General features: G+C 49.6%; 28 protein-coding genes, 3 tRNA genes and 1 pseudogene. 3 read left to right on the top strand and 29 right to left on the bottom strand.

The genetic code is table 11. The annotated features are described in order from the left end of the window. Nucleotides 1–162 precede the first annotated feature (162 nt). From QUF14_RS28990 to QUF14_RS06930, 17 genes are all read right to left on the bottom strand, one after another. The gene (locus QUF14_RS28990; RefSeq protein WP_052934284.1) at nt 163–630 is read right to left on the bottom strand and encodes a lysis protein; all 468 of its coding nucleotides are present in this window, start codon (nt 628–630) and stop codon (nt 163–165) included. Then, nucleotides 627–1,160: a lysozyme gene (locus tag QUF14_RS07005; protein ID WP_052934283.1), complete on the bottom strand. Its 534-nt coding sequence runs from the start codon at nt 1,158–1,160 to the stop codon at nt 627–629. Before QUF14_RS07005 ends, QUF14_RS28990 begins: the two co-directional genes overlap by 4 nt. Nucleotides 1,161–1,215: 55 nt before the next feature. Further along, entirely contained in the window at nt 1,216–1,530 is a 315-nt protein-coding gene (locus tag QUF14_RS07000) for a DUF1327 domain-containing protein (protein WP_052934282.1), read from the bottom strand. A gap of 4 nt (nt 1,531–1,534) precedes the next feature. Further along, nucleotides 1,535–1,750 carry a class II holin family protein gene (locus tag QUF14_RS06995; protein WP_052934281.1) on the bottom strand — a complete coding sequence of 72 codons (216 nt, stop codon included), beginning with the start codon at nt 1,748–1,750 and terminating at the stop codon, nt 1,535–1,537. Between the two features lie 111 nt (nt 1,751–1,861). After that, a complete protein-coding gene (locus tag QUF14_RS06990; protein ID WP_286333495.1) occupies nt 1,862–2,014 on the bottom strand; it encodes a DUF3927 family protein in 153 nt (50 codons plus the stop codon). Further along, a complete protein-coding gene (locus QUF14_RS06985; protein WP_042966258.1) occupies nt 2,011–2,436 on the bottom strand; it encodes a tellurite resistance TerB family protein in 426 nt (141 codons plus the stop codon). The genes QUF14_RS06990 and QUF14_RS06985 overlap by 4 nt, the downstream gene beginning before the upstream one ends. 193 nt (nt 2,437–2,629) lie before the next feature. Continuing rightward, a complete protein-coding gene (locus tag QUF14_RS06980) occupies nt 2,630–2,839 on the bottom strand; it encodes a hypothetical protein (protein ID WP_000498121.1) in 210 nt (69 codons plus the stop codon). A gap of 52 nt (nt 2,840–2,891) precedes the next feature. Continuing rightward, a complete protein-coding gene (locus QUF14_RS06975) occupies nt 2,892–3,116 on the bottom strand; it encodes a hypothetical protein (protein WP_286333494.1) in 225 nt (74 codons plus the stop codon). 90 nt (nt 3,117–3,206) lie between these two features. Beyond that, nucleotides 3,207–3,283: transfer RNA gene (locus QUF14_RS06970), tRNA-Arg, on the bottom strand. Between the two features lie 13 nt (nt 3,284–3,296). Continuing rightward, a tRNA-OTHER gene (locus QUF14_RS06965) sits at nt 3,297–3,377 on the bottom strand. Between the two features lie 7 nt (nt 3,378–3,384). Next, nucleotides 3,385–3,460 (bottom strand) — tRNA-Ile (locus QUF14_RS06960). A gap of 40 nt (nt 3,461–3,500) precedes the next feature. Then, nucleotides 3,501–4,589 carry a DNA-methyltransferase gene (locus QUF14_RS06955; RefSeq protein ID WP_286333493.1) on the bottom strand — a complete coding sequence of 363 codons (1,089 nt, stop codon included), beginning with the start codon at nt 4,587–4,589 and terminating at the stop codon, nt 3,501–3,503. Between the two features lie 119 nt (nt 4,590–4,708). Then, nucleotides 4,709–4,906, bottom strand: a complete 198-nt coding sequence (locus QUF14_RS06950; protein WP_286333492.1) for a TrmB family transcriptional regulator — start codon at nt 4,904–4,906, stop codon at nt 4,709–4,711. A 211-nt stretch (nt 4,907–5,117) separates the two neighbouring features. Beyond that, nucleotides 5,118–5,807: a bacteriophage antitermination protein Q gene (locus tag QUF14_RS06945; protein ID WP_286333491.1), complete on the bottom strand. Its 690-nt coding sequence runs from the start codon at nt 5,805–5,807 to the stop codon at nt 5,118–5,120. Then, nucleotides 5,804–6,163 carry a RusA family crossover junction endodeoxyribonuclease gene (locus QUF14_RS06940; RefSeq protein ID WP_286333490.1) on the bottom strand — a complete coding sequence of 120 codons (360 nt, stop codon included), beginning with the start codon at nt 6,161–6,163 and terminating at the stop codon, nt 5,804–5,806. The genes QUF14_RS06945 and QUF14_RS06940 overlap by 4 nt, the downstream gene beginning before the upstream one ends. A gap of 12 nt (nt 6,164–6,175) precedes the next feature. Beyond that, complete coding sequence (locus QUF14_RS06935) at nt 6,176–7,225, bottom strand: DUF968 domain-containing protein (RefSeq protein WP_286333489.1); 1,050 nt, start codon at nt 7,223–7,225, stop codon at nt 6,176–6,178. A 1-nt stretch (nt 7,226) separates the two neighbouring features. Further along, nucleotides 7,227–7,499 carry a hypothetical protein gene (locus QUF14_RS06930; RefSeq protein ID WP_105268783.1) on the bottom strand — a complete coding sequence of 91 codons (273 nt, stop codon included), beginning with the start codon at nt 7,497–7,499 and terminating at the stop codon, nt 7,227–7,229. Nucleotides 7,500–7,634: 135 nt separating this feature from the next. Between QUF14_RS06930 and QUF14_RS06925 the strand changes: the two genes are divergently transcribed. Together QUF14_RS06925 and QUF14_RS06920 are read left to right on the top strand one after the other, a co-directional pair. Next, the gene (locus tag QUF14_RS06925; protein WP_105268784.1) at nt 7,635–7,892 is read left to right on the top strand and encodes a type II toxin-antitoxin system ParD family antitoxin; all 258 of its coding nucleotides are present in this window, start codon (nt 7,635–7,637) and stop codon (nt 7,890–7,892) included. Between the two features lie 5 nt (nt 7,893–7,897). After that, complete coding sequence (locus tag QUF14_RS06920; RefSeq protein WP_105268785.1) at nt 7,898–8,197, top strand: type II toxin-antitoxin system RelE/ParE family toxin; 300 nt, start codon at nt 7,898–7,900, stop codon at nt 8,195–8,197. 204 nt (nt 8,198–8,401) lie between these two features. Here QUF14_RS06920 and QUF14_RS06915 read toward each other — a convergent pair. The 12 genes and pseudogenes from QUF14_RS06915 to QUF14_RS06860 form a co-directional block, all read right to left on the bottom strand. Beyond that, nucleotides 8,402–8,641: pseudogene (locus tag QUF14_RS06915) on the bottom strand (DUF551 domain-containing protein); the annotation flags it as partial. A 731-nt stretch (nt 8,642–9,372) separates the two neighbouring features. Continuing rightward, nucleotides 9,373–9,678 carry a hypothetical protein gene (locus QUF14_RS06910; RefSeq protein WP_001217588.1) on the bottom strand — a complete coding sequence of 102 codons (306 nt, stop codon included), beginning with the start codon at nt 9,676–9,678 and terminating at the stop codon, nt 9,373–9,375. After that, nucleotides 9,679–9,990 carry a hypothetical protein gene (locus tag QUF14_RS06905; RefSeq protein ID WP_040091023.1) on the bottom strand — a complete coding sequence of 104 codons (312 nt, stop codon included), beginning with the start codon at nt 9,988–9,990 and terminating at the stop codon, nt 9,679–9,681. After that, nucleotides 9,983–10,237: a hypothetical protein gene (locus QUF14_RS06900; protein ID WP_042966814.1), complete on the bottom strand. Its 255-nt coding sequence runs from the start codon at nt 10,235–10,237 to the stop codon at nt 9,983–9,985. The genes QUF14_RS06905 and QUF14_RS06900 overlap by 8 nt, the downstream gene beginning before the upstream one ends. Next, entirely contained in the window at nt 10,230–10,718 is a 489-nt protein-coding gene (locus QUF14_RS06895; RefSeq protein WP_136800793.1) for a class I SAM-dependent methyltransferase, read from the bottom strand. The genes QUF14_RS06900 and QUF14_RS06895 overlap by 8 nt, the downstream gene beginning before the upstream one ends. Continuing rightward, entirely contained in the window at nt 10,711–10,938 is a 228-nt protein-coding gene (locus tag QUF14_RS06890; RefSeq protein WP_042966816.1) for a hypothetical protein, read from the bottom strand. Before QUF14_RS06890 ends, QUF14_RS06895 begins: the two co-directional genes overlap by 8 nt. Next, a complete protein-coding gene (locus QUF14_RS06885; RefSeq protein WP_077630125.1) occupies nt 10,935–11,189 on the bottom strand; it encodes a DNA-binding protein in 255 nt (84 codons plus the stop codon). Before QUF14_RS06885 ends, QUF14_RS06890 begins: the two co-directional genes overlap by 4 nt. 56 nt (nt 11,190–11,245) lie before the next feature. Then, nucleotides 11,246–12,007 (bottom strand): DUF1627 domain-containing protein, encoded by a 762-nt coding sequence (locus QUF14_RS06880; protein WP_047662376.1) that lies wholly within the window; start codon nt 12,005–12,007, stop codon nt 11,246–11,248. Nucleotides 12,008–12,041: 34 nt separating this feature from the next. Further along, complete coding sequence (locus QUF14_RS06875) at nt 12,042–12,503, bottom strand: replication protein P (RefSeq protein ID WP_236923123.1); 462 nt, start codon at nt 12,501–12,503, stop codon at nt 12,042–12,044. Beyond that, nucleotides 12,496–13,515 carry a pyocin large subunit gene (locus tag QUF14_RS06870; protein ID WP_047662378.1) on the bottom strand — a complete coding sequence of 340 codons (1,020 nt, stop codon included), beginning with the start codon at nt 13,513–13,515 and terminating at the stop codon, nt 12,496–12,498. The genes QUF14_RS06875 and QUF14_RS06870 overlap by 8 nt, the downstream gene beginning before the upstream one ends. Before the next feature lie 71 nt (nt 13,516–13,586). Then, on the bottom strand, nt 13,587–14,012 hold the full coding sequence (locus tag QUF14_RS06865) for a toxin YdaT family protein (protein WP_047662379.1): 426 nt from the start codon (nt 14,010–14,012) through the stop codon (nt 13,587–13,589). Then, nucleotides 13,996–14,277, bottom strand: a complete 282-nt coding sequence (locus QUF14_RS06860; RefSeq protein WP_000391950.1) for a transcriptional regulator — start codon at nt 14,275–14,277, stop codon at nt 13,996–13,998. Before QUF14_RS06860 ends, QUF14_RS06865 begins: the two co-directional genes overlap by 17 nt. A gap of 100 nt (nt 14,278–14,377) precedes the next feature. Between QUF14_RS06860 and QUF14_RS06855 the strand changes: the two genes are divergently transcribed. After that, a complete protein-coding gene (locus tag QUF14_RS06855; RefSeq protein ID WP_000362153.1) occupies nt 14,378–14,797 on the top strand; it encodes a hypothetical protein in 420 nt (139 codons plus the stop codon). Nucleotides 14,798–14,876: the final 79 nt, after the last annotated feature.

The following is a 14,876-nucleotide window of genomic DNA, read 5'->3' as shown; positions in this document are numbered from 1 at the left end:
CCAGGCGACTATGAGGGGACAACGCCGCGCTCCGTTAACGCAGTAAACCCCGGTGTGTATCGTTTTTGATTATCCCCGCACACTCGCGCAGAGGAGTCTCCCCGTAGGGCTGCGGTCTCTGTTAATGCGGAAATACGGCGACGATACAACGCATTGAAAAAACTATTTCAGGCACTGAGTACGGATATATTCCTGAAGCGTTCTCAATGCTGCCTGGTCGCTGATGATTCCGTCTCTGATACCGAGAACGTTTCGTCCAGCAACTGGAGAGAGTTCGACGCTGGCATCATTGCCCACGCGGGCGGTGGCGGTGGCTTCACGCACGGAGCCTGGACAGGTGGCGTTGATCCGCAGGCGCTTACGACCAGCGGTAACATCAGCACGCAGAGTTTCATTTTCAGCTCTCGCATCGGCTAATTCCCTCGAGTATTTTGCATCGAGCGCAGCAACATCGTGCTGGCGCTGCTGCATGTCAGCGATGGTGGCGGTCGCCTGCTTCAGCTCACTGACTTTTTTATCACGCTGTTCTTTGTAGGCGATGGCGTTATCACGGTAATGATTGACCGCCCACGACAGGCAGACGATGATGCAGATAACCAGAGCATAAATAATCGCGGCGACTCTGCTCACTGATCTATCCCCCAACAGGCTAATGCGCTTTCCTGGTCACGACGAATAACCTGTCCATAGCAGTTATTTGAACGTATGCGGCAATCGCGCCCACCATCTTTTATCCACCAGCGAATCGCCTCGCATGCACCCTTACGATCACCGGCATTCAGCCGCTTATAAAACGTCGACGGGAAACACTTACCGGGGCCAATGTTATAGGGACAAAATGACGCTATACCCGCTTTCTGTGGTTCGGTCAGTGGTACTTTAATATTGCGTTCCACCCATGCCAGCGCCTTATCACGTTCAATAGCGTTAACCTGGTTGCATTTTTCCTTCGACAGCTTCATTCCCGGTATGACGGGCTTACCATCCACCATTGTGACACCACGACAGATGGTCCATATACCGGAACCATCGCGGTATGCCGTAGTGTGGTTACCCTCTTTTTCATCCAGAAACTGGTCAAGTATTTGAGGAGCAGACGCGCCTGCAGCAATCAGCGCCAGAACGGCAGCTGACAGGCCGTATTTGATTTTTGCGCTCATGGATATTTATCAGGATGCTACCAATGAAAGATACTGGAAAGCCAACTGCAAAAAGCTAACAACCCGTAATCGAGTTATCAGAACTGTTAATTTTTATGGTATACCACGCCTCTGAACAGGGGCGCGTTTCTGGCAACAGCTCGTCCCCTTCACATAACCCGGCAGCAACATCCAGGAATACCTGTCTGATTCTCATTCTGGCTGCTGCCTCATAAAACTCCAGCGCGGCACCTTCAACACGGTCCAGCGAGATGTCCAGGTCAAAAATTTCACCGTCAAAGCGTTTTTTGTCCCGTAACGCTAAAGTTACCGTAACTTTATTCTCAAAATTGCGGATCCCTTTCACAATCAGTTCATAGTTTTGAGTCATTGAATTACTCTCCCCGTGCAGCCTTACGCTTGTCTTCTCTGATTTTGAAGTACAGATTTGTCAGATAAGTCAGGAAGCTCAGAACCAGACTCCCCAGTACACCAATCGCAGCCCACTGTGACGGACTGACCTGATCAAGCCACTGTAAAAACCAGTAGCCAGCACTGCCTGCGGAGGTGCCGTAGGCAATGCCCGTTGAAATTTTGTCCATGGATTTCATAACCCCCACCTCGCAGATGCGGGCGTTGTGTAATGGAAACAAAAAAGGCCACCAGCGGCCCGTAAAAACAACACCCAATCAAAGGCACCCGCAGATGCCTTTTGCGTGGTGTTATTCAGATTTGCGCAGTAAAGGCCGGAGCACGACCAGCACCATCACCACCAGCACACCATCTGCCAGTACCGACATCAGCCGTCCGGTAAAATCCACTGCCACTACCAGAAACAGCAGGATGGCAGCCAGCACAAGGCGCGCACTTTTCACAGGTACTGCTCCAGTGGTAGCTGCAGCGCCTGAGCAATTTTCTTGAGCTGTGCTTCTTCATCCGGACCAATGCCGTCCTGGTCAGCGATATCCAGACACAGGCACAGCACATTAACTGCGTCATCAGTACCTGCAATATCAGCCAGCTGGCGGAGGGCTTCGGCATTGGCAGAACGCGGCGATGCTTCATAACGGGCGCGGATATTTGCACTCATTTGTGCAATCTCACCCGAGAACGGCGCAAAGGCAGGAAGTGCTGCAATGGTTTTCTCCAGTACCGCGATTTCTTTCGCGTCACAGGTGCCGTCAGCATATGCAATGGAATACGCACCCCAGACGGTCGCCTCCACTGCATCGCGATTCTCCATCTTCTTCACTTCGGTAATGGCCTTGCGTGTTTTCTTTTTGAAAATACCAAACATCGTGACTTTTCCTTTTAGTGGGTGAGCCTGCGCCCGGGGGTGACCAGCCCACAGAGAAAGTCACACTGACCATCCCGTAAGCTCACCCCTGAAAGGCTCTGTGGTTTTTGATATGCGCCGGGCGTGGCGCGGATACAAAAAAAGCCGCCAATAGCGACCTCAGTTACGGGATTATTCTGGGGTTAAACGACTGTTACTCCCCCCAGACAAAATCATCACTTCCTGTTCGATGCGAGCCATAGTGAACCTCGTACTTATCTCCCATCTTTCTTGCTTCCGTTTCTGCGTCTTCCTCTGTCGCAAAAACCCCAACAAGATGCCAGGGCGAGCTTCTTACCACAGCCCAACCTTTAACCCATCCTTTGTTGTCCTTATCTTCCATTAACACTTCAGAAACAAACATATTTATCTCCTTGTGGGTACCCAGAGATATTTTATGATTGCTCCTGGTCAGATCAATAAAGTGGCTTCAATTTTGCCTTAATGATCAAATCAGGGTGATTGACGGAATCGTACACCACCTCAATATTTTCATCCGTGGCGTCGATAAGATATTCTTTTACATAAGGACCTGTTGATTTTCCATGAAATACATCTTCAACAAGTACACTCTCCCCCTGAACAACACGAAAACTAACTTCTGTTTCGAACGGACCAATCGCCACCATCAGTTTTTTCACATAGCCTCCTGATAAGCACTCGATTTATTAGTTAATGGTGTAACGCAGATACAAAAAAGGCCCGCCAAAGCGAGCCGGGAAAAATAAGTCTGGCGCGTTGTACAGGATTCGAACCAGTGACCGATTGCTTAGAAGGCAATTGCTCTGTCCGACTGAGCTAACAACGCATGATGCAGATAATGGACCGCCATCGAGGACTCGAACCCCGCACCAACAACCCTGTTATCGTGTCGTCTGCTCTTCCTGATGAGCTAATGGCGGTATGTTATGGTGGCCCTTGCTGGATTTGAACCAGCGACCTGGCGATTATGAGTCGCTCGCTCTCACCACTGAGCTAAAGGGCCGGGCGCAGGATAATAACGGTACGTAACTAATTCTGCAATATCATCCGTTCTGACTGACTAAATCCTGAACTTCCTTGACCGTCTGCTCAAAACGCTCAGTCTCCAGCTCAACGCCAATTGCACGACGTCCCAGCGCCATCGCTGCTTTGACCGTCGAACCCGACCCCATGAAAAAATCTGCAACCAGATCTCCCGGACGACTGCTTGCGCTGATTATCTGCTGCAACATTTCTGCCGGTTTTTCGCACGGATGTTTCCCGGGATAGTACTGCACCGGTTTATGCATCCACACATCGGTGTACGGCACCTGCACAGTCACACCGAAATACCGCCGCAAATTTTTATATTCTCTCAGCAGTTCCGTATACTGCCGGTTCAGTTCACTGTATGTGCTGACCAGCTGGTGGTGTGGCTGCTCCAGTTCACCGCGCTGATGTTTTTCTGCTGCAACACGCGCAAACAACGCCTGCAATTTGTTGTAATCAGCTTCGTTCGGTAACTGCCACTGGCGGGCACCAAACCAGTGCGACACCATGTTTTTCTTTCCGGTGGCTTCCGCTATCTGTTTCGACGTTATCCCCAGTGATTCACGCGCATCACGAAAGTAAGAAATCAGCGGAGACATCACATGCTGTTTAAGCTCGCGCTCCTTTGCCGCATAGCCGCCATTTTTTGGCTGGTATGGCCCCTGATAATGTTCAGCAAACAGAATACGCTCTGTGGCGGGAAAATACGCCCGCAGGCTTTCCTTACTGCACCCGTTCCAGCGTCCGGACGGCTTCGCCCAGATGATATGGTTCAGCACGTTAAAGCATTCGCGCATCATGATTTCGATATCAGATGCCAGGCGATGACCACAGAACAGGTAAAGACTTCCGGCAGGCTTCAGTACCCGCCAGAACTGCGCCAGACACTGGTCCAGCCATTTCAGGTAGTCATCGTCGCCCTTCCACTGGTTATCCCAGCCTTCGGGTTTCACTTTAAAGTATGGCGGGTCTGTGACTATCAGATCGACAGAGTTTTCCGGTAAGGTCTGGATAAATTCCAAGCAATCAGAGTTGATTAAATCAACACTGTTTATTTTCACAGTATTTTCATGGATCAGTAAGCGTAACTCTGGTAGGCTCATTCCGCTTTTGCGCAAAGCTGATGGGCCTGAGATTTGCTTGTGACCTCAACGCATGAGCAAATGGCTGGCAGGTGCCGCTAACACCCACCAGCCGCCCATTACCACAAATAAAACAGCCTTCACTGCGGAAGGCGTCTGTAACAACCGAACTGATAATCTGCCAGACCCGCCATAACAAGCTGGGTCAGTATTAACTGGCAATGTTCGCGTGAAAGGTAATTATTCTGCGCAATTTCCCCGACGGTCGCCGGTTCGGTAACGCTCAATTCATTAAACACCACTCTGGCGGTTTCGGTCATATCCTGCTGTTTTAGCATGTCTTTTTCCCTTTTCTGGTTAACGTGACATACCAATAACTCTTGTCGAAACAGCCAGCAAGCTGAAAGACCAGTATTCGCAACCACCAGCGCGTTTAATGTTCTGTACCGTTTTTCAGGCATAAAAAACCCGCTCAGCGGCGGGCCTTGCTTACTTTGCCATCGCGTACAAAATCGGCAAAATATCAAATTTACACGAAATGTACGCGATTTAATTGATTTTTGCAACATCTCGTCGCGAAAAGATCGCTTTTTGTTGTGTTCTCATTTTCACTGTACAAATCAAGGATTCCGTATCGAGATTCTTAAAAATATCGCACATCTTACGCCAGTAGTTCGCATAATTATGGCTCCAGTTGTCAGGTTTAATTCCACACAGCCTGGCAAGTTCCTGTCGCTGGTAGTTCTCATGCCCGGTTACCCATCCCCTGACATCCTGCGCCGCCAGCCAGATTAATTTTTTCAGGCGTTCCCGTGTTTTCTCCGCAATTTTTCTGGTACCAGATTGCGTGTTAAGTTCATTCCACGCCCACTGGGTTATCGCAATCTGGTGTTCCCAGCAAATGCTGCCGCTGTAACACCACAGCAACCAGGCTTTATGGTGTTCTTCAAGAGACAGAACTGCCCGTCGCCATGATGATGTCGAAAACTCAACCTGACTTACCAGAGGAATTGACGTCCCCTTTGCCAGCGATTGTTTCCCCGGGATTGGTGGATTATCCCGCGTGATCATTTTTCCAGTCACTTCATCGCGGTACCGGATTTTTTTACGCCTGTAACGCCCTGTATCAAACATGGCATTCTCCTGCCAGGCTTCAAGCTGACCTTTTGTTGCCCCACTCAAATCAGCGGTGGCGATAATGAGCTGCTCACGAACAAACTGTAAATACTGGTTATTCATGCGCACTCCAGTTCAGTAATTTTTATCCCCAGCCGCCCACCAGGTACAGGCTGACCGCGCACAATATTGATTTCATCAAACTGCTCGTCGTCTATGAGCAACCCCGCATGTGTCAGTGCATCCAGTGGTGCCTTCAGGATATTGTCCAGGTCACGACGGCGCTTATCCTGCGGCTCTGCGATAACCTTTATCGCCAGCCTTCCGGACAGATTTAATTTCAGCCGCTGCTGGCGAACAATAAGTGCCACATCACGGCGATAACGCTTACCGGCTTCCGATATAAAATACGTGCTGCCACGGCGTCGCCAGTAGGTGTTCACCGTCGGCGGGTAAGGCAAAACAAATTCTATACGCATCAGTAACCTCTTTTACCCGAGCACGCCGGTTGCAAAGGCGTGATCAAGAAAACGAAAAATTAAATCAACCTGGGAACCATGCTTTTCTTCGAACGCCAGCGGATCCGCATGAAGTTCATTGTGATGTTCCCGGCACAGCGGTAGCGTGAAAATATCGTGGGATTTTGTTCCCATTCCGCCCTGACCATGACCAATCAGGTGATGGGGATCGTCTGCTGGTTTACCACAACACGTACACGGCTGTGTCTTTACCCAACGCGTGTATTTCTCGTTAACCCAACGGCGATGTTTAGGTCGCTTCATGAATGATTCAGGAGACTCCGGATCAACGGCAATGCTGACCACCGTCTTTTCCTGTGGTGGGTTCTGTTGCTGGTGGGCGTGAGGCAGCGGCGCAAGATTTTTTGTGCGCTGCTTCAGTATGCTGTTGGCGGTCTGCTCTCCCGGTATGATGTCTCTTTCACGGTACACAGAGCGAATTTTTTCCGCACGCAACCCCAGAGAACGACGTAATACTGCCTCCGGAAGCGCGTCCGCCACCTGATTGCAGACCGACCACCAGGATAATTCAGCCAGCGATAATTCCCGCTCCTGTGTGCCATTCATTGCATGGCGTATGACGTCAATCATCCATGCTGACAGGTTTTGATGAGCAAGTTGCTCCAGTGATTCGGAGGTCTGGTCACGCAGCTGGTTGTCGCAGTGCCAGCACAACACCATCGCGCCGGTACCGTAACGATGTATGACGGTTTCACTGTGATGGTAATCACCATGAGGCCACTGGCAGGATTTAACATGACGCAGGAGCCAGTCAGACAGTGCACCAGCACCGCCTGCAGCGCGAATCACCCGTTCGTTGCTGAAAAATGGCAGTAATGATTTATCTTCCGCCAGCGGCTGGCGAACGGCAGGAACAACTCCGGACGGCAGACCGCGCATGCTTTTCGGTTCCGGCTCCACCAGCACTCGAGGATTATGAAATACCCGCATGGATTCACGGCCCGGCTTTAGCACCACCAGTCCAAGTTCCGGTACCGGAACAGGTCGAAGCAATACCCGCACGTTACCTCCAGATCCGTTGCTGTAATGTGCGGGACGGACGTGGTGGGCGTTCGGAATAAGGGAGTCTGACGTAGATTATCCAGAGACGATAATCGAGGGTGAGGGCTTTCCTAAACTCATACCCACGTCTGCGGTAGTTCTGAATCAGCCATTCGGCCTGTTCTTCAGTGCAGGGATCGTGCTGATACCAGTCATATTTGAATGCATGAGAACGCCGCCCGTGCCTGCTGGCACGAACGGTATCAGAATTGTGTAATTTGGTCTTGTGCGCCATCTGTTTTCTCTGCTGGCGCAGCAGGTGCCAGTTGTTCAGGCTGGCGTGCGGCAATATTGTCTCTGATTTCTGTTGTCGTCAACAGGCAACGTGCTATCATCGAATAGTGTTCTATCCTACTCCGTGAGGTTTACCATGCGTACAACCCAACAATTCAGCATTACATTAACTAACGAAATGGCTGACATGGTGCGCGCCCGTGTGGCTTCCGGTGCCTATGCTTCAGAAAGCGAGGTCATTCGTGAAGGACTTCGCGCACTGAATGAGCGCGATAAAGCAATCGAAGCGTGGTTAACGCATTCAGCCGCCCCCTCTCTTGATTCTATCCGCGAAAATCCAAACAACGGACGCTCCATTTCACAGGTTCGCGCCACGATTCGATCCGGGAAGTAATCTGCATGACATATGAAGTCATCATTACTCCTGAGGCCGAACAACAAATAATCAACCTGCACAGATATATAACGGAGAAAACAGGGAACGTCATTGCTGACAATTATGCCAATGCGCTTCTTGATTATCTTGATGGGTTTTCTACATTCCCGCATCGGGGCAATAAACGCGATGATATTCGCCAGGGGATGCGGGTAACTCATTTCCGCCACAGAACGATTATTGCTTTTGCCGTTGATGACAGAAAAGTCTTTATTGTCGGTATCTATCATGGTGGGCAAAGTTATGAAACCGATTTCTTATAAACTTTTACCCACATCATTCCGGTGTTAGAATAAACCATCCGCCCCCTCTCTTACTGGCGGATTCGTAGGCTATATAAATCAAAGATCCCGGCTCATGTTTGTGTCGGGATCTTTTTTCGGCGATTTATCCCCAGCGGCAAATCGAATACACCACCAGCGCCACCGCCATCGCAATTCCTACCGTTGTGAATGCTTCAGGCCAGGTCATCGATTCACCTCCTGCGGCGGTTCTGGTAGAGGCATCCAGTGAGTTGCCTGCTCAATACCATTACCCGGCTTAATCGTTGTTTCTCCTCGCCGAAAGGTGCTTCCGGTATAGCGTGCTGAGCATATTAGCGGCTCAACCAGATCACTATCGAAATTCACCGAAATAAGCACGTTCTGATTCTTTTCCGGCATTCGCTCACTACAGCTTATCCAACCATCCGGAGTTACCGGAGAGCTGGTTGACGTTTCCGAGATTTCCCGAAAATTGTTGGTTGACGAATTCGTATTTCCCCGAAATTTTCCGCCATGAAGCACGGCGGCGTTATATCCATCCGCGAAAATCTCTGCTTCTTCGTTATTCAGTTCGGCACCAAGTTTAAGCGCAATAGCTTTTGCCATTGAGGCGGTAATTTGATGGCATGGCTGACGTCCGTGAAGCATGGCGTCGCTCCGCTCTATGCCATCCAGCGCAATTCGAAGCGCATGAATTGTAGTGATGCAATCGTTTGGGGTTATTCCGTATCGTTCGAATACAGCGATATGGTTGCGCATAATCGCGGGTGTAAGCTCTTTGTAAGCAAGAGCAAGAGGTCCAGATACATCGTTCAGCACTACCGTCATCGGTGAGGCGGCGTAGACTTCAATAATCCCAGTATCAATAGGCCATTCCCCATCCTTGATATAGTAACTTGTTCCGTCAACTTGCTGTTCTACAATGTGGAAAGTACCTATTGGTTCTGCTTCCAGCGATGCCAGTGCAATTTTGAATAACTCGCCCTCTACCTGTGCCATCCCTGAATTTGGGTGGCATTTCGCAATCGCTATTTTTAATTTGGCTTCTTCGATTAATTGCTCTTTGGTTAATTCTGCCATTTTTATTACCGCCCTTTCGGGCGGCCTCCTGATGATTGAGGGTGCAGGGTTCCCTCCAGTAAAGGATTAATCTTTATTTACAATGCTGAATTTAATTATTCAGATTTGGATTCCGCTTTCAGAACAGCCTCTGCCATTCTGATATCTGAATTTTCTGAAATCATCTTTTCTGGTGAATCGCAGTCACCACCACATTCAGTAATGCGTTCGTAACCAGAACGAATTGTGATTTTATACGCATTAATCATTTGCATAAGCGCGTCTGTCAATTCTACAATGCGTTTGTCTTTATCTTCCAGTTCATCAAGAACCTTCTTTATGGCTGGTGAATGTGTCATATAACTCGCAGCCGGACCAGCAAGCATTATCCTGAGCTGTGCTTTCGCTTTTTCTATTCTCATCTATGCCATCACCTTGTTTCGCAACCAGACACAAACCGGACCATCTTCAGTATCATGAATGGAGCCAATAAACCAGCCTTCGCCCTCTGGTCGTTCCGGTTCCCAGGCGGAAATATCGGGGTCATCTGCAACCGGATTTAAATAATCTTCATCCATGCTGCAAATAGTCCACTGAAGATTATTTGCCTTCATCCAGGCGTTAAACTCTTCCGTTGAAATATATTCCCGACCGTCACAGAATTTTTCATATTCTGGATGTATCCAGCAGCCATATTCATCACGTTCTACTGGTATTTCTCTAATTTCATTCATTTCTGTTCTCCCACGTTTTCAGACTTTCACCGCAGAACGGGCAAAATGAAACCCGAACTGGTGATTTAGAAAATTCACCGGATCGCAACATCACCAAATCAGGGCCGCGAGTTAAACTCTCATTCCAGATTTTGTATATCAGCAGACCTTTTCGCGTCGTGTATTCAGCATCATGCTCAAGGGAGTTTGCCAGTGCCGTACACGGTTCTATCTTGTTGCCATAAACCTGGCATTTTGATTTACCCACTGGTCGCTTCCTTCACAAAAATAATCCAATGTGTTTTATCGTTCTTACCGGTGCGCTGGCTGATGATTGGTTTCGCGTCGGTTAGTGCCAATATCTGGCGGACAGGTATTTGCGTTTCATTCCATTTAAAAATCAGAACACCGTGTGGCCACAACACACGAAAGGCTTCTTTAAATCCCTGCTGCAAATCATCACGCCAGGTATCTTTATTCAGCCGTCCATATTTCTTTCCCATCCAGGCGTTATCACCAACACGCTCAAGATGCGGAGGGTCGAATACAACAACCGGAAACGATGCGTCTGCAAATGGTAATGCACGAAAATCTGCTATCAGGTCAGGGCTAATTATCAGGCGTCGTCCATCACATAATGTGTGCTCTTCTTTTCTGATATCGCTAAATATCGCCCGGTCGTCATTCTTATCGAACCAGAACATACGACTACCACAGGACATATCAAGAATGGTTGCCGATTCACTCACTGCTTACCTCCTGCAACGCTACCCGGTACGCCTTCTTTATCCACGCTGTACTGCCATATAACTTCGTCTTCATAAAAAACACACCTGCACGGCTCGCCGATATCCCCGGACAGGCTAACAGTACTGCATCCACCACACGGTTATGCTTCCGGAACTCCATTACAGTACTGCTGATAACCACCTGTCCCACCGGGCCGTAATCCTGATACAGGATTTTCACGCAGACACCCTCCTGTCGAAATAAACGTAGTTATTCACTGTGCGCAGCGGCATTCCAAATTTTCTGGCGATTTCTCTCCTGGACACGCCACGCTGATGCAATTGTCGCGTCAGCTCAATATCACTCTGCGGATATTTTGCTGACTGGTGAAAATCACCACGCAGAATCAGACTTATTCCCATCTCCCGGGCTTTCGTCCTGACCGCCGCCTCACTACGGCCAATCAGACTGCCGATGCTTTTTACCTTCATTGTTCCCGCGCACTGCCGAAGAATAAGGATTTCAGCCCGCACCCAGCCACGCCATCTCACTTCACATCCTCTCTGGAACAATTCATCTGCCGTATAATATCCCGGTACTTGTTCAGCTCCCGCAGCGCGGCGCAGACACGCTCCCACTTCTGGACATGATTTTTCGCCCGACGCAGTTCGCGGTTTGCTATATGCAGCGATGGTAAAATCAGGTCATCCCCTTGCGTTTCGGTGAGCGATGGTAACGACTGCACCATGTCCGCCACAGTTTCTGTTTTAATATCTTCCTGTGTTGCAGCTTCCTGTACCGGTAACGCAACACCGGCTGGCTGAGGAAAGGCTTTACCATCGGTTTCCGCTACCGATGCGGCTTTCAGCTCTGCTGGTAAATTATCTCCCGGCATGCAGTAGCGAAATTTACCGTTCTGATTTACGCGTGCCAGGCGTCCCGTTGCGGTTACCACCGCCAGCGTGGAAGCAACCTTGCGAGTGCTGACACCGAACTTACCCGCCAGTTCCTCACACGTTTTAGCTCCCTCCTGACCAATAAACTCAATCATCATGTCAGCGGTAACTTTTCGTTCGACCGCCCCGGTCAGCACATCCGGTACTTCAGATTGTGCTGGCTGCTCTTCGGTTACCCCGGATTCACCTTCACCAGCCAGAAACCAGGTGTGACCCGTTTTATCAACGACGCCATTTCTTTTCAGTTCCCACAGCTCGTTCAGCACTTCTTCACGACTGATATCAAGTCGCGCAGCCAGTTCTGCCGACGTGGCTTTCCCCATTGCTTTCAGTGCGTCAAAAACAGTCTCCATTAAAATTTCCTCCCGGTAAAAATCACTTCTCAACTCAAACAAAACCAGCCGCTTTCCGGCGTTCATACTCCTGTTTCAGCAACTCAATTGGCGTTGGTCCCGACGGGCGTTTTGGTGCCGCCAGCTGTCGCCGGACTGGCGGAATGCTCAGGCCGTTACCAACATGCTTTGCCCATTTCGTCAGTTGCCGTTCTGCAAGCCGTTTTAACTCCCCTTCGGTCATCTGGCGCTCAATCCCCTTTGAACGCATCTCGAGGCAAATGTGATACAGCACAGGCTGAGACCACGGATATTTATCGCTCCCGTCGTATCGCCAGGACTCGTTGCGCCAGCAGCGGTACTCCTCCATCACAACATCCACCGTCAGACCAAATGGATTTGCCCCGCTCTCCGAAATCAGCGCCACAAACTCAGCCAGGTCCGGAGGCCATGTTTCACCCGCCCGGCAGCGGTCCATGCACTGGCGGCAGACCTGCCGGATTTGCTGCTCAGTCATCGCGCCAATCTGTGCAATCCAGAGCTTCGAAGGTGCGGCCCCGTTCTTCCGGGTCCAGCGGTTCGAATAAACCTCCCCCATGAGTTCCCACAGCTTCCAGGCCGTTTCCGTCGCTGATAAATCCGTTTTCATGTTCCCACTGCTCACGTGCTGCCCGAATTTCCTGAACTGCCCGTGATGCGGTGCCACCTGGTGCTGCTGCATGGTTTGCCCCCTTGCTGACTGGTTTAACCTGCGCCCTGACGTGATTTACGTGACGGGCGAATTTCTGCTCCCACTGAATCTGCGTGAACACTTTCCCCTCCGCTGCCCAGTAGTCCCGGAAGGCTGCAAATTCAGCTGGTGTAAATTCCGGCTCAGGCAGAGCCACTCCCCACAGAGCAGCCCGTCGTCGGAAATCCGGCGACGGATGCCAGCCATCGGTCATCGGAAATTTCCCGATGGGTTCGCTCATGCCGTCCAGATATTCGGGCTCCGTTGTCTGCGATGGCGTACCGTTCGACTCACTGGTCGGAGCTCTCTCGCGCACGCGCGCGTTATGTGTGGGGTTTAATTCTTTATCTGTATCTTTATCTGTCGTGACTCGTCGTGACATGTCGTGACATATGCGTGACTCGTCGTGACACCCCTCATTCTGTTTTCGTAATTTTTCCCTCTCGCGCTGCGCTCTCTTGCGCTCTGCCGGGGATTTCGCGGTTTGTGAAACGTTGCCATTGTCCTCTTTCAGTACCTGGCGTTTTTCCCATCCAGTGATTAAATCACCATCAAGTACCCGCCCCTGCATCGTCTGCAAAATTGAATCAATTACCTCTTCTGTCACGTCGAGCGCACTTGCCAAATCTTCTGTCGTGACATCAATGTGACCTCGCGTGACATTTCGTGACGCGCTCACCAGGAGGTGGATATACACTGCCATCACTGTTGCAATTGGCTGCCCTGACACCCTGGCAATTGTTCGCCACTTAGGGTCATTTGGCATGTCATGCCATAATCTGAGCCAAGCGTTAGCCATACTCACCTCTTCTGATACCGAATCTTTTTACTCACGAGTTGCCGGAAGTGATTCGATATGGCTATTGTCAGTCAATGTACTGCCACAGCATTTCCTGCCGGGCCACCACGGTTCATCTGATTGAAACCGGCGATTGCCACTGCGACAAAATCATCAGCGTCTCTCACCAGTCGCTCCCGCGTCTCCACCAGCTCCCGAAAATAAGCTGAACTGTGGCTGCGCATTCTGGCCACCAGCAAAGGTGGCATTGCCTTTTCGATCGCTGGTAACAACGTCTGAATTTTTTCAACTGCATCAGGGGTGTCTTTCTCTACCCAGCGGAAAATTTTCTGGGTATTGCGAGCCAGGGCTTCCGGATGGCTGTCGTCGTACAGTTCCGGGAACGTCATTCCCAGTTCGAAATAAGCCTGGGTTATTCCAGCTGCTGGAACTTTTTCACCGTCCGGATACGCCCAGGCATTCATCGCCATGCGGATGTGTTCATGCTTGATTTTCATGAATCAAGCTCCTAGAAAGTGGTTGTGTTAACGTTTTGGTATCTTCCAGCTCGGGCCAAATATTCATCCAATCAAAAGGCCTTAGTTGCTGACGTGTAACTTCACCATTACTGGCTCGCTCAATAAGGACACATAACGATGCCCCTAACACTTGACCTTTACTCAATGCCTTTCTTAGATAACCGATGCTGGTACCACACTCGCATGCAAACATACGCTGTTCATCTGACGAAAGAGAATTGAGAAATATTCTTAATTCTTCCATAGCTACTCCTTAGTAAACACAGCAAAGAATACCCACAGGTAAACAAAAGTCAATACCCACAGGTTGTTTACCTTGCGGTAATCGCATCTATTATTTACCTATGGACAAATATGAATTTAGACGACAGCAACTCATCAAAATTCGTGATGAGAAATGCGATGGTAAAGCGGTTAACGTGGCCAGAAAGATCGGGCGCGAGCCTTCTTATGTATCAAGAATGTTGTACCCAGAGGGGAAAAAGGGAAAAAAACGGATCGCTGATGATATGGTGGAGATTATCGAAGAGTCCTTTGGGTTACCCCGGGGATGGATGGATGGTATCGTTTCATCATCAACGAACACAGCCTCCAGTTATGAAACAAGGGTTCTAACGCCACGACAACGTATTTTTTTAGATCTCTTAGACGAACTGCCAGAAAGTGAAGCGGATAAATTATTAAAAACTCTTGAAGAGAAAAAACAGTATTACAATATGATCTACGAAGAAATCCGTAAAAAGAAAGCACAAAACGCATCATAGCTCACCAAACAACTAGTCACCAGTTAAGACACCGCAAAAATTTACCCATGGGTATTTACTTTTTAAATACCTATGGGTA

Origin of the sequence: Escherichia sp. HH091_1A (assembly GCF_030295175.1) — a bacterium.
Classification (GTDB): domain Bacteria; phylum Pseudomonadota; class Gammaproteobacteria; order Enterobacterales; family Enterobacteriaceae; genus Escherichia; species Escherichia coli_F.
The sequence above is the reverse complement of the archived record's forward strand: the minus strand, read 5'-3'. Positions and strand labels throughout refer to the sequence as shown.

Coding starts and splice junctions, on each gene's coding strand:
- QUF14_RS07005 (WP_052934283.1), bottom strand. CDS start 1,160: ATGAGCGCAAAAATCAAATACGGCCTGTCAGCTGCCGTTCTGGCGCTG.
- QUF14_RS07000 (WP_052934282.1), bottom strand. CDS start 1,530: ATGACTCAAAACTATGAACTGATTGTGAAAGGGATCCGCAATTTTGAG.
- QUF14_RS06995 (WP_052934281.1), bottom strand. CDS start 1,750: ATGAAATCCATGGACAAAATTTCAACGGGCATTGCCTACGGCACCTCC.
- QUF14_RS06985 (WP_042966258.1), bottom strand. CDS start 2,436: ATGTTTGGTATTTTCAAAAAGAAAACACGCAAGGCCATTACCGAAGTG.
- QUF14_RS06980 (WP_000498121.1), bottom strand. CDS start 2,839: ATGTTTGTTTCTGAAGTGTTAATGGAAGATAAGGACAACAAAGGATGG.
- QUF14_RS06955 (WP_286333493.1), bottom strand. CDS start 4,589: ATGAGCCTACCAGAGTTACGCTTACTGATCCATGAAAATACTGTGAAA.
- QUF14_RS06950 (WP_286333492.1), bottom strand. CDS start 4,906: ATGCTAAAACAGCAGGATATGACCGAAACCGCCAGAGTGGTGTTTAAT.
- QUF14_RS06945 (WP_286333491.1), bottom strand. CDS start 5,807: ATGAATAACCAGTATTTACAGTTTGTTCGTGAGCAGCTCATTATCGCC.
- QUF14_RS06940 (WP_286333490.1), bottom strand. CDS start 6,163: ATGCGTATAGAATTTGTTTTGCCTTACCCGCCGACGGTGAACACCTAC.
- QUF14_RS06930 (WP_105268783.1), bottom strand. CDS start 7,499: ATGGCGCACAAGACCAAATTACACAATTCTGATACCGTTCGTGCCAGC.
- QUF14_RS06925 (WP_105268784.1), top strand. CDS start 7,635: ATGCGTACAACCCAACAATTCAGCATTACATTAACTAACGAAATGGCT.
- QUF14_RS06920 (WP_105268785.1), top strand. CDS start 7,898: ATGACATATGAAGTCATCATTACTCCTGAGGCCGAACAACAAATAATC.
- QUF14_RS06910 (WP_001217588.1), bottom strand. CDS start 9,678: ATGAGAATAGAAAAAGCGAAAGCACAGCTCAGGATAATGCTTGCTGGT.
- QUF14_RS06905 (WP_040091023.1), bottom strand. CDS start 9,990: ATGAATGAAATTAGAGAAATACCAGTAGAACGTGATGAATATGGCTGC.
- QUF14_RS06885 (WP_077630125.1), bottom strand. CDS start 11,189: ATGAAGGTAAAAAGCATCGGCAGTCTGATTGGCCGTAGTGAGGCGGCG.
- QUF14_RS06880 (WP_047662376.1), bottom strand. CDS start 12,007: ATGGAGACTGTTTTTGACGCACTGAAAGCAATGGGGAAAGCCACGTCG.
- QUF14_RS06875 (WP_236923123.1), bottom strand. CDS start 12,503: ATGACTGAGCAGCAAATCCGGCAGGTCTGCCGCCAGTGCATGGACCGC.
- QUF14_RS06870 (WP_047662378.1), bottom strand. CDS start 13,515: ATGGCTAACGCTTGGCTCAGATTATGGCATGACATGCCAAATGACCCT.
- QUF14_RS06865 (WP_047662379.1), bottom strand. CDS start 14,012: ATGAAAATCAAGCATGAACACATCCGCATGGCGATGAATGCCTGGGCG.
- QUF14_RS06860 (WP_000391950.1), bottom strand. CDS start 14,277: ATGGAAGAATTAAGAATATTTCTCAATTCTCTTTCGTCAGATGAACAG.
- QUF14_RS06855 (WP_000362153.1), top strand. CDS start 14,378: ATGGACAAATATGAATTTAGACGACAGCAACTCATCAAAATTCGTGAT.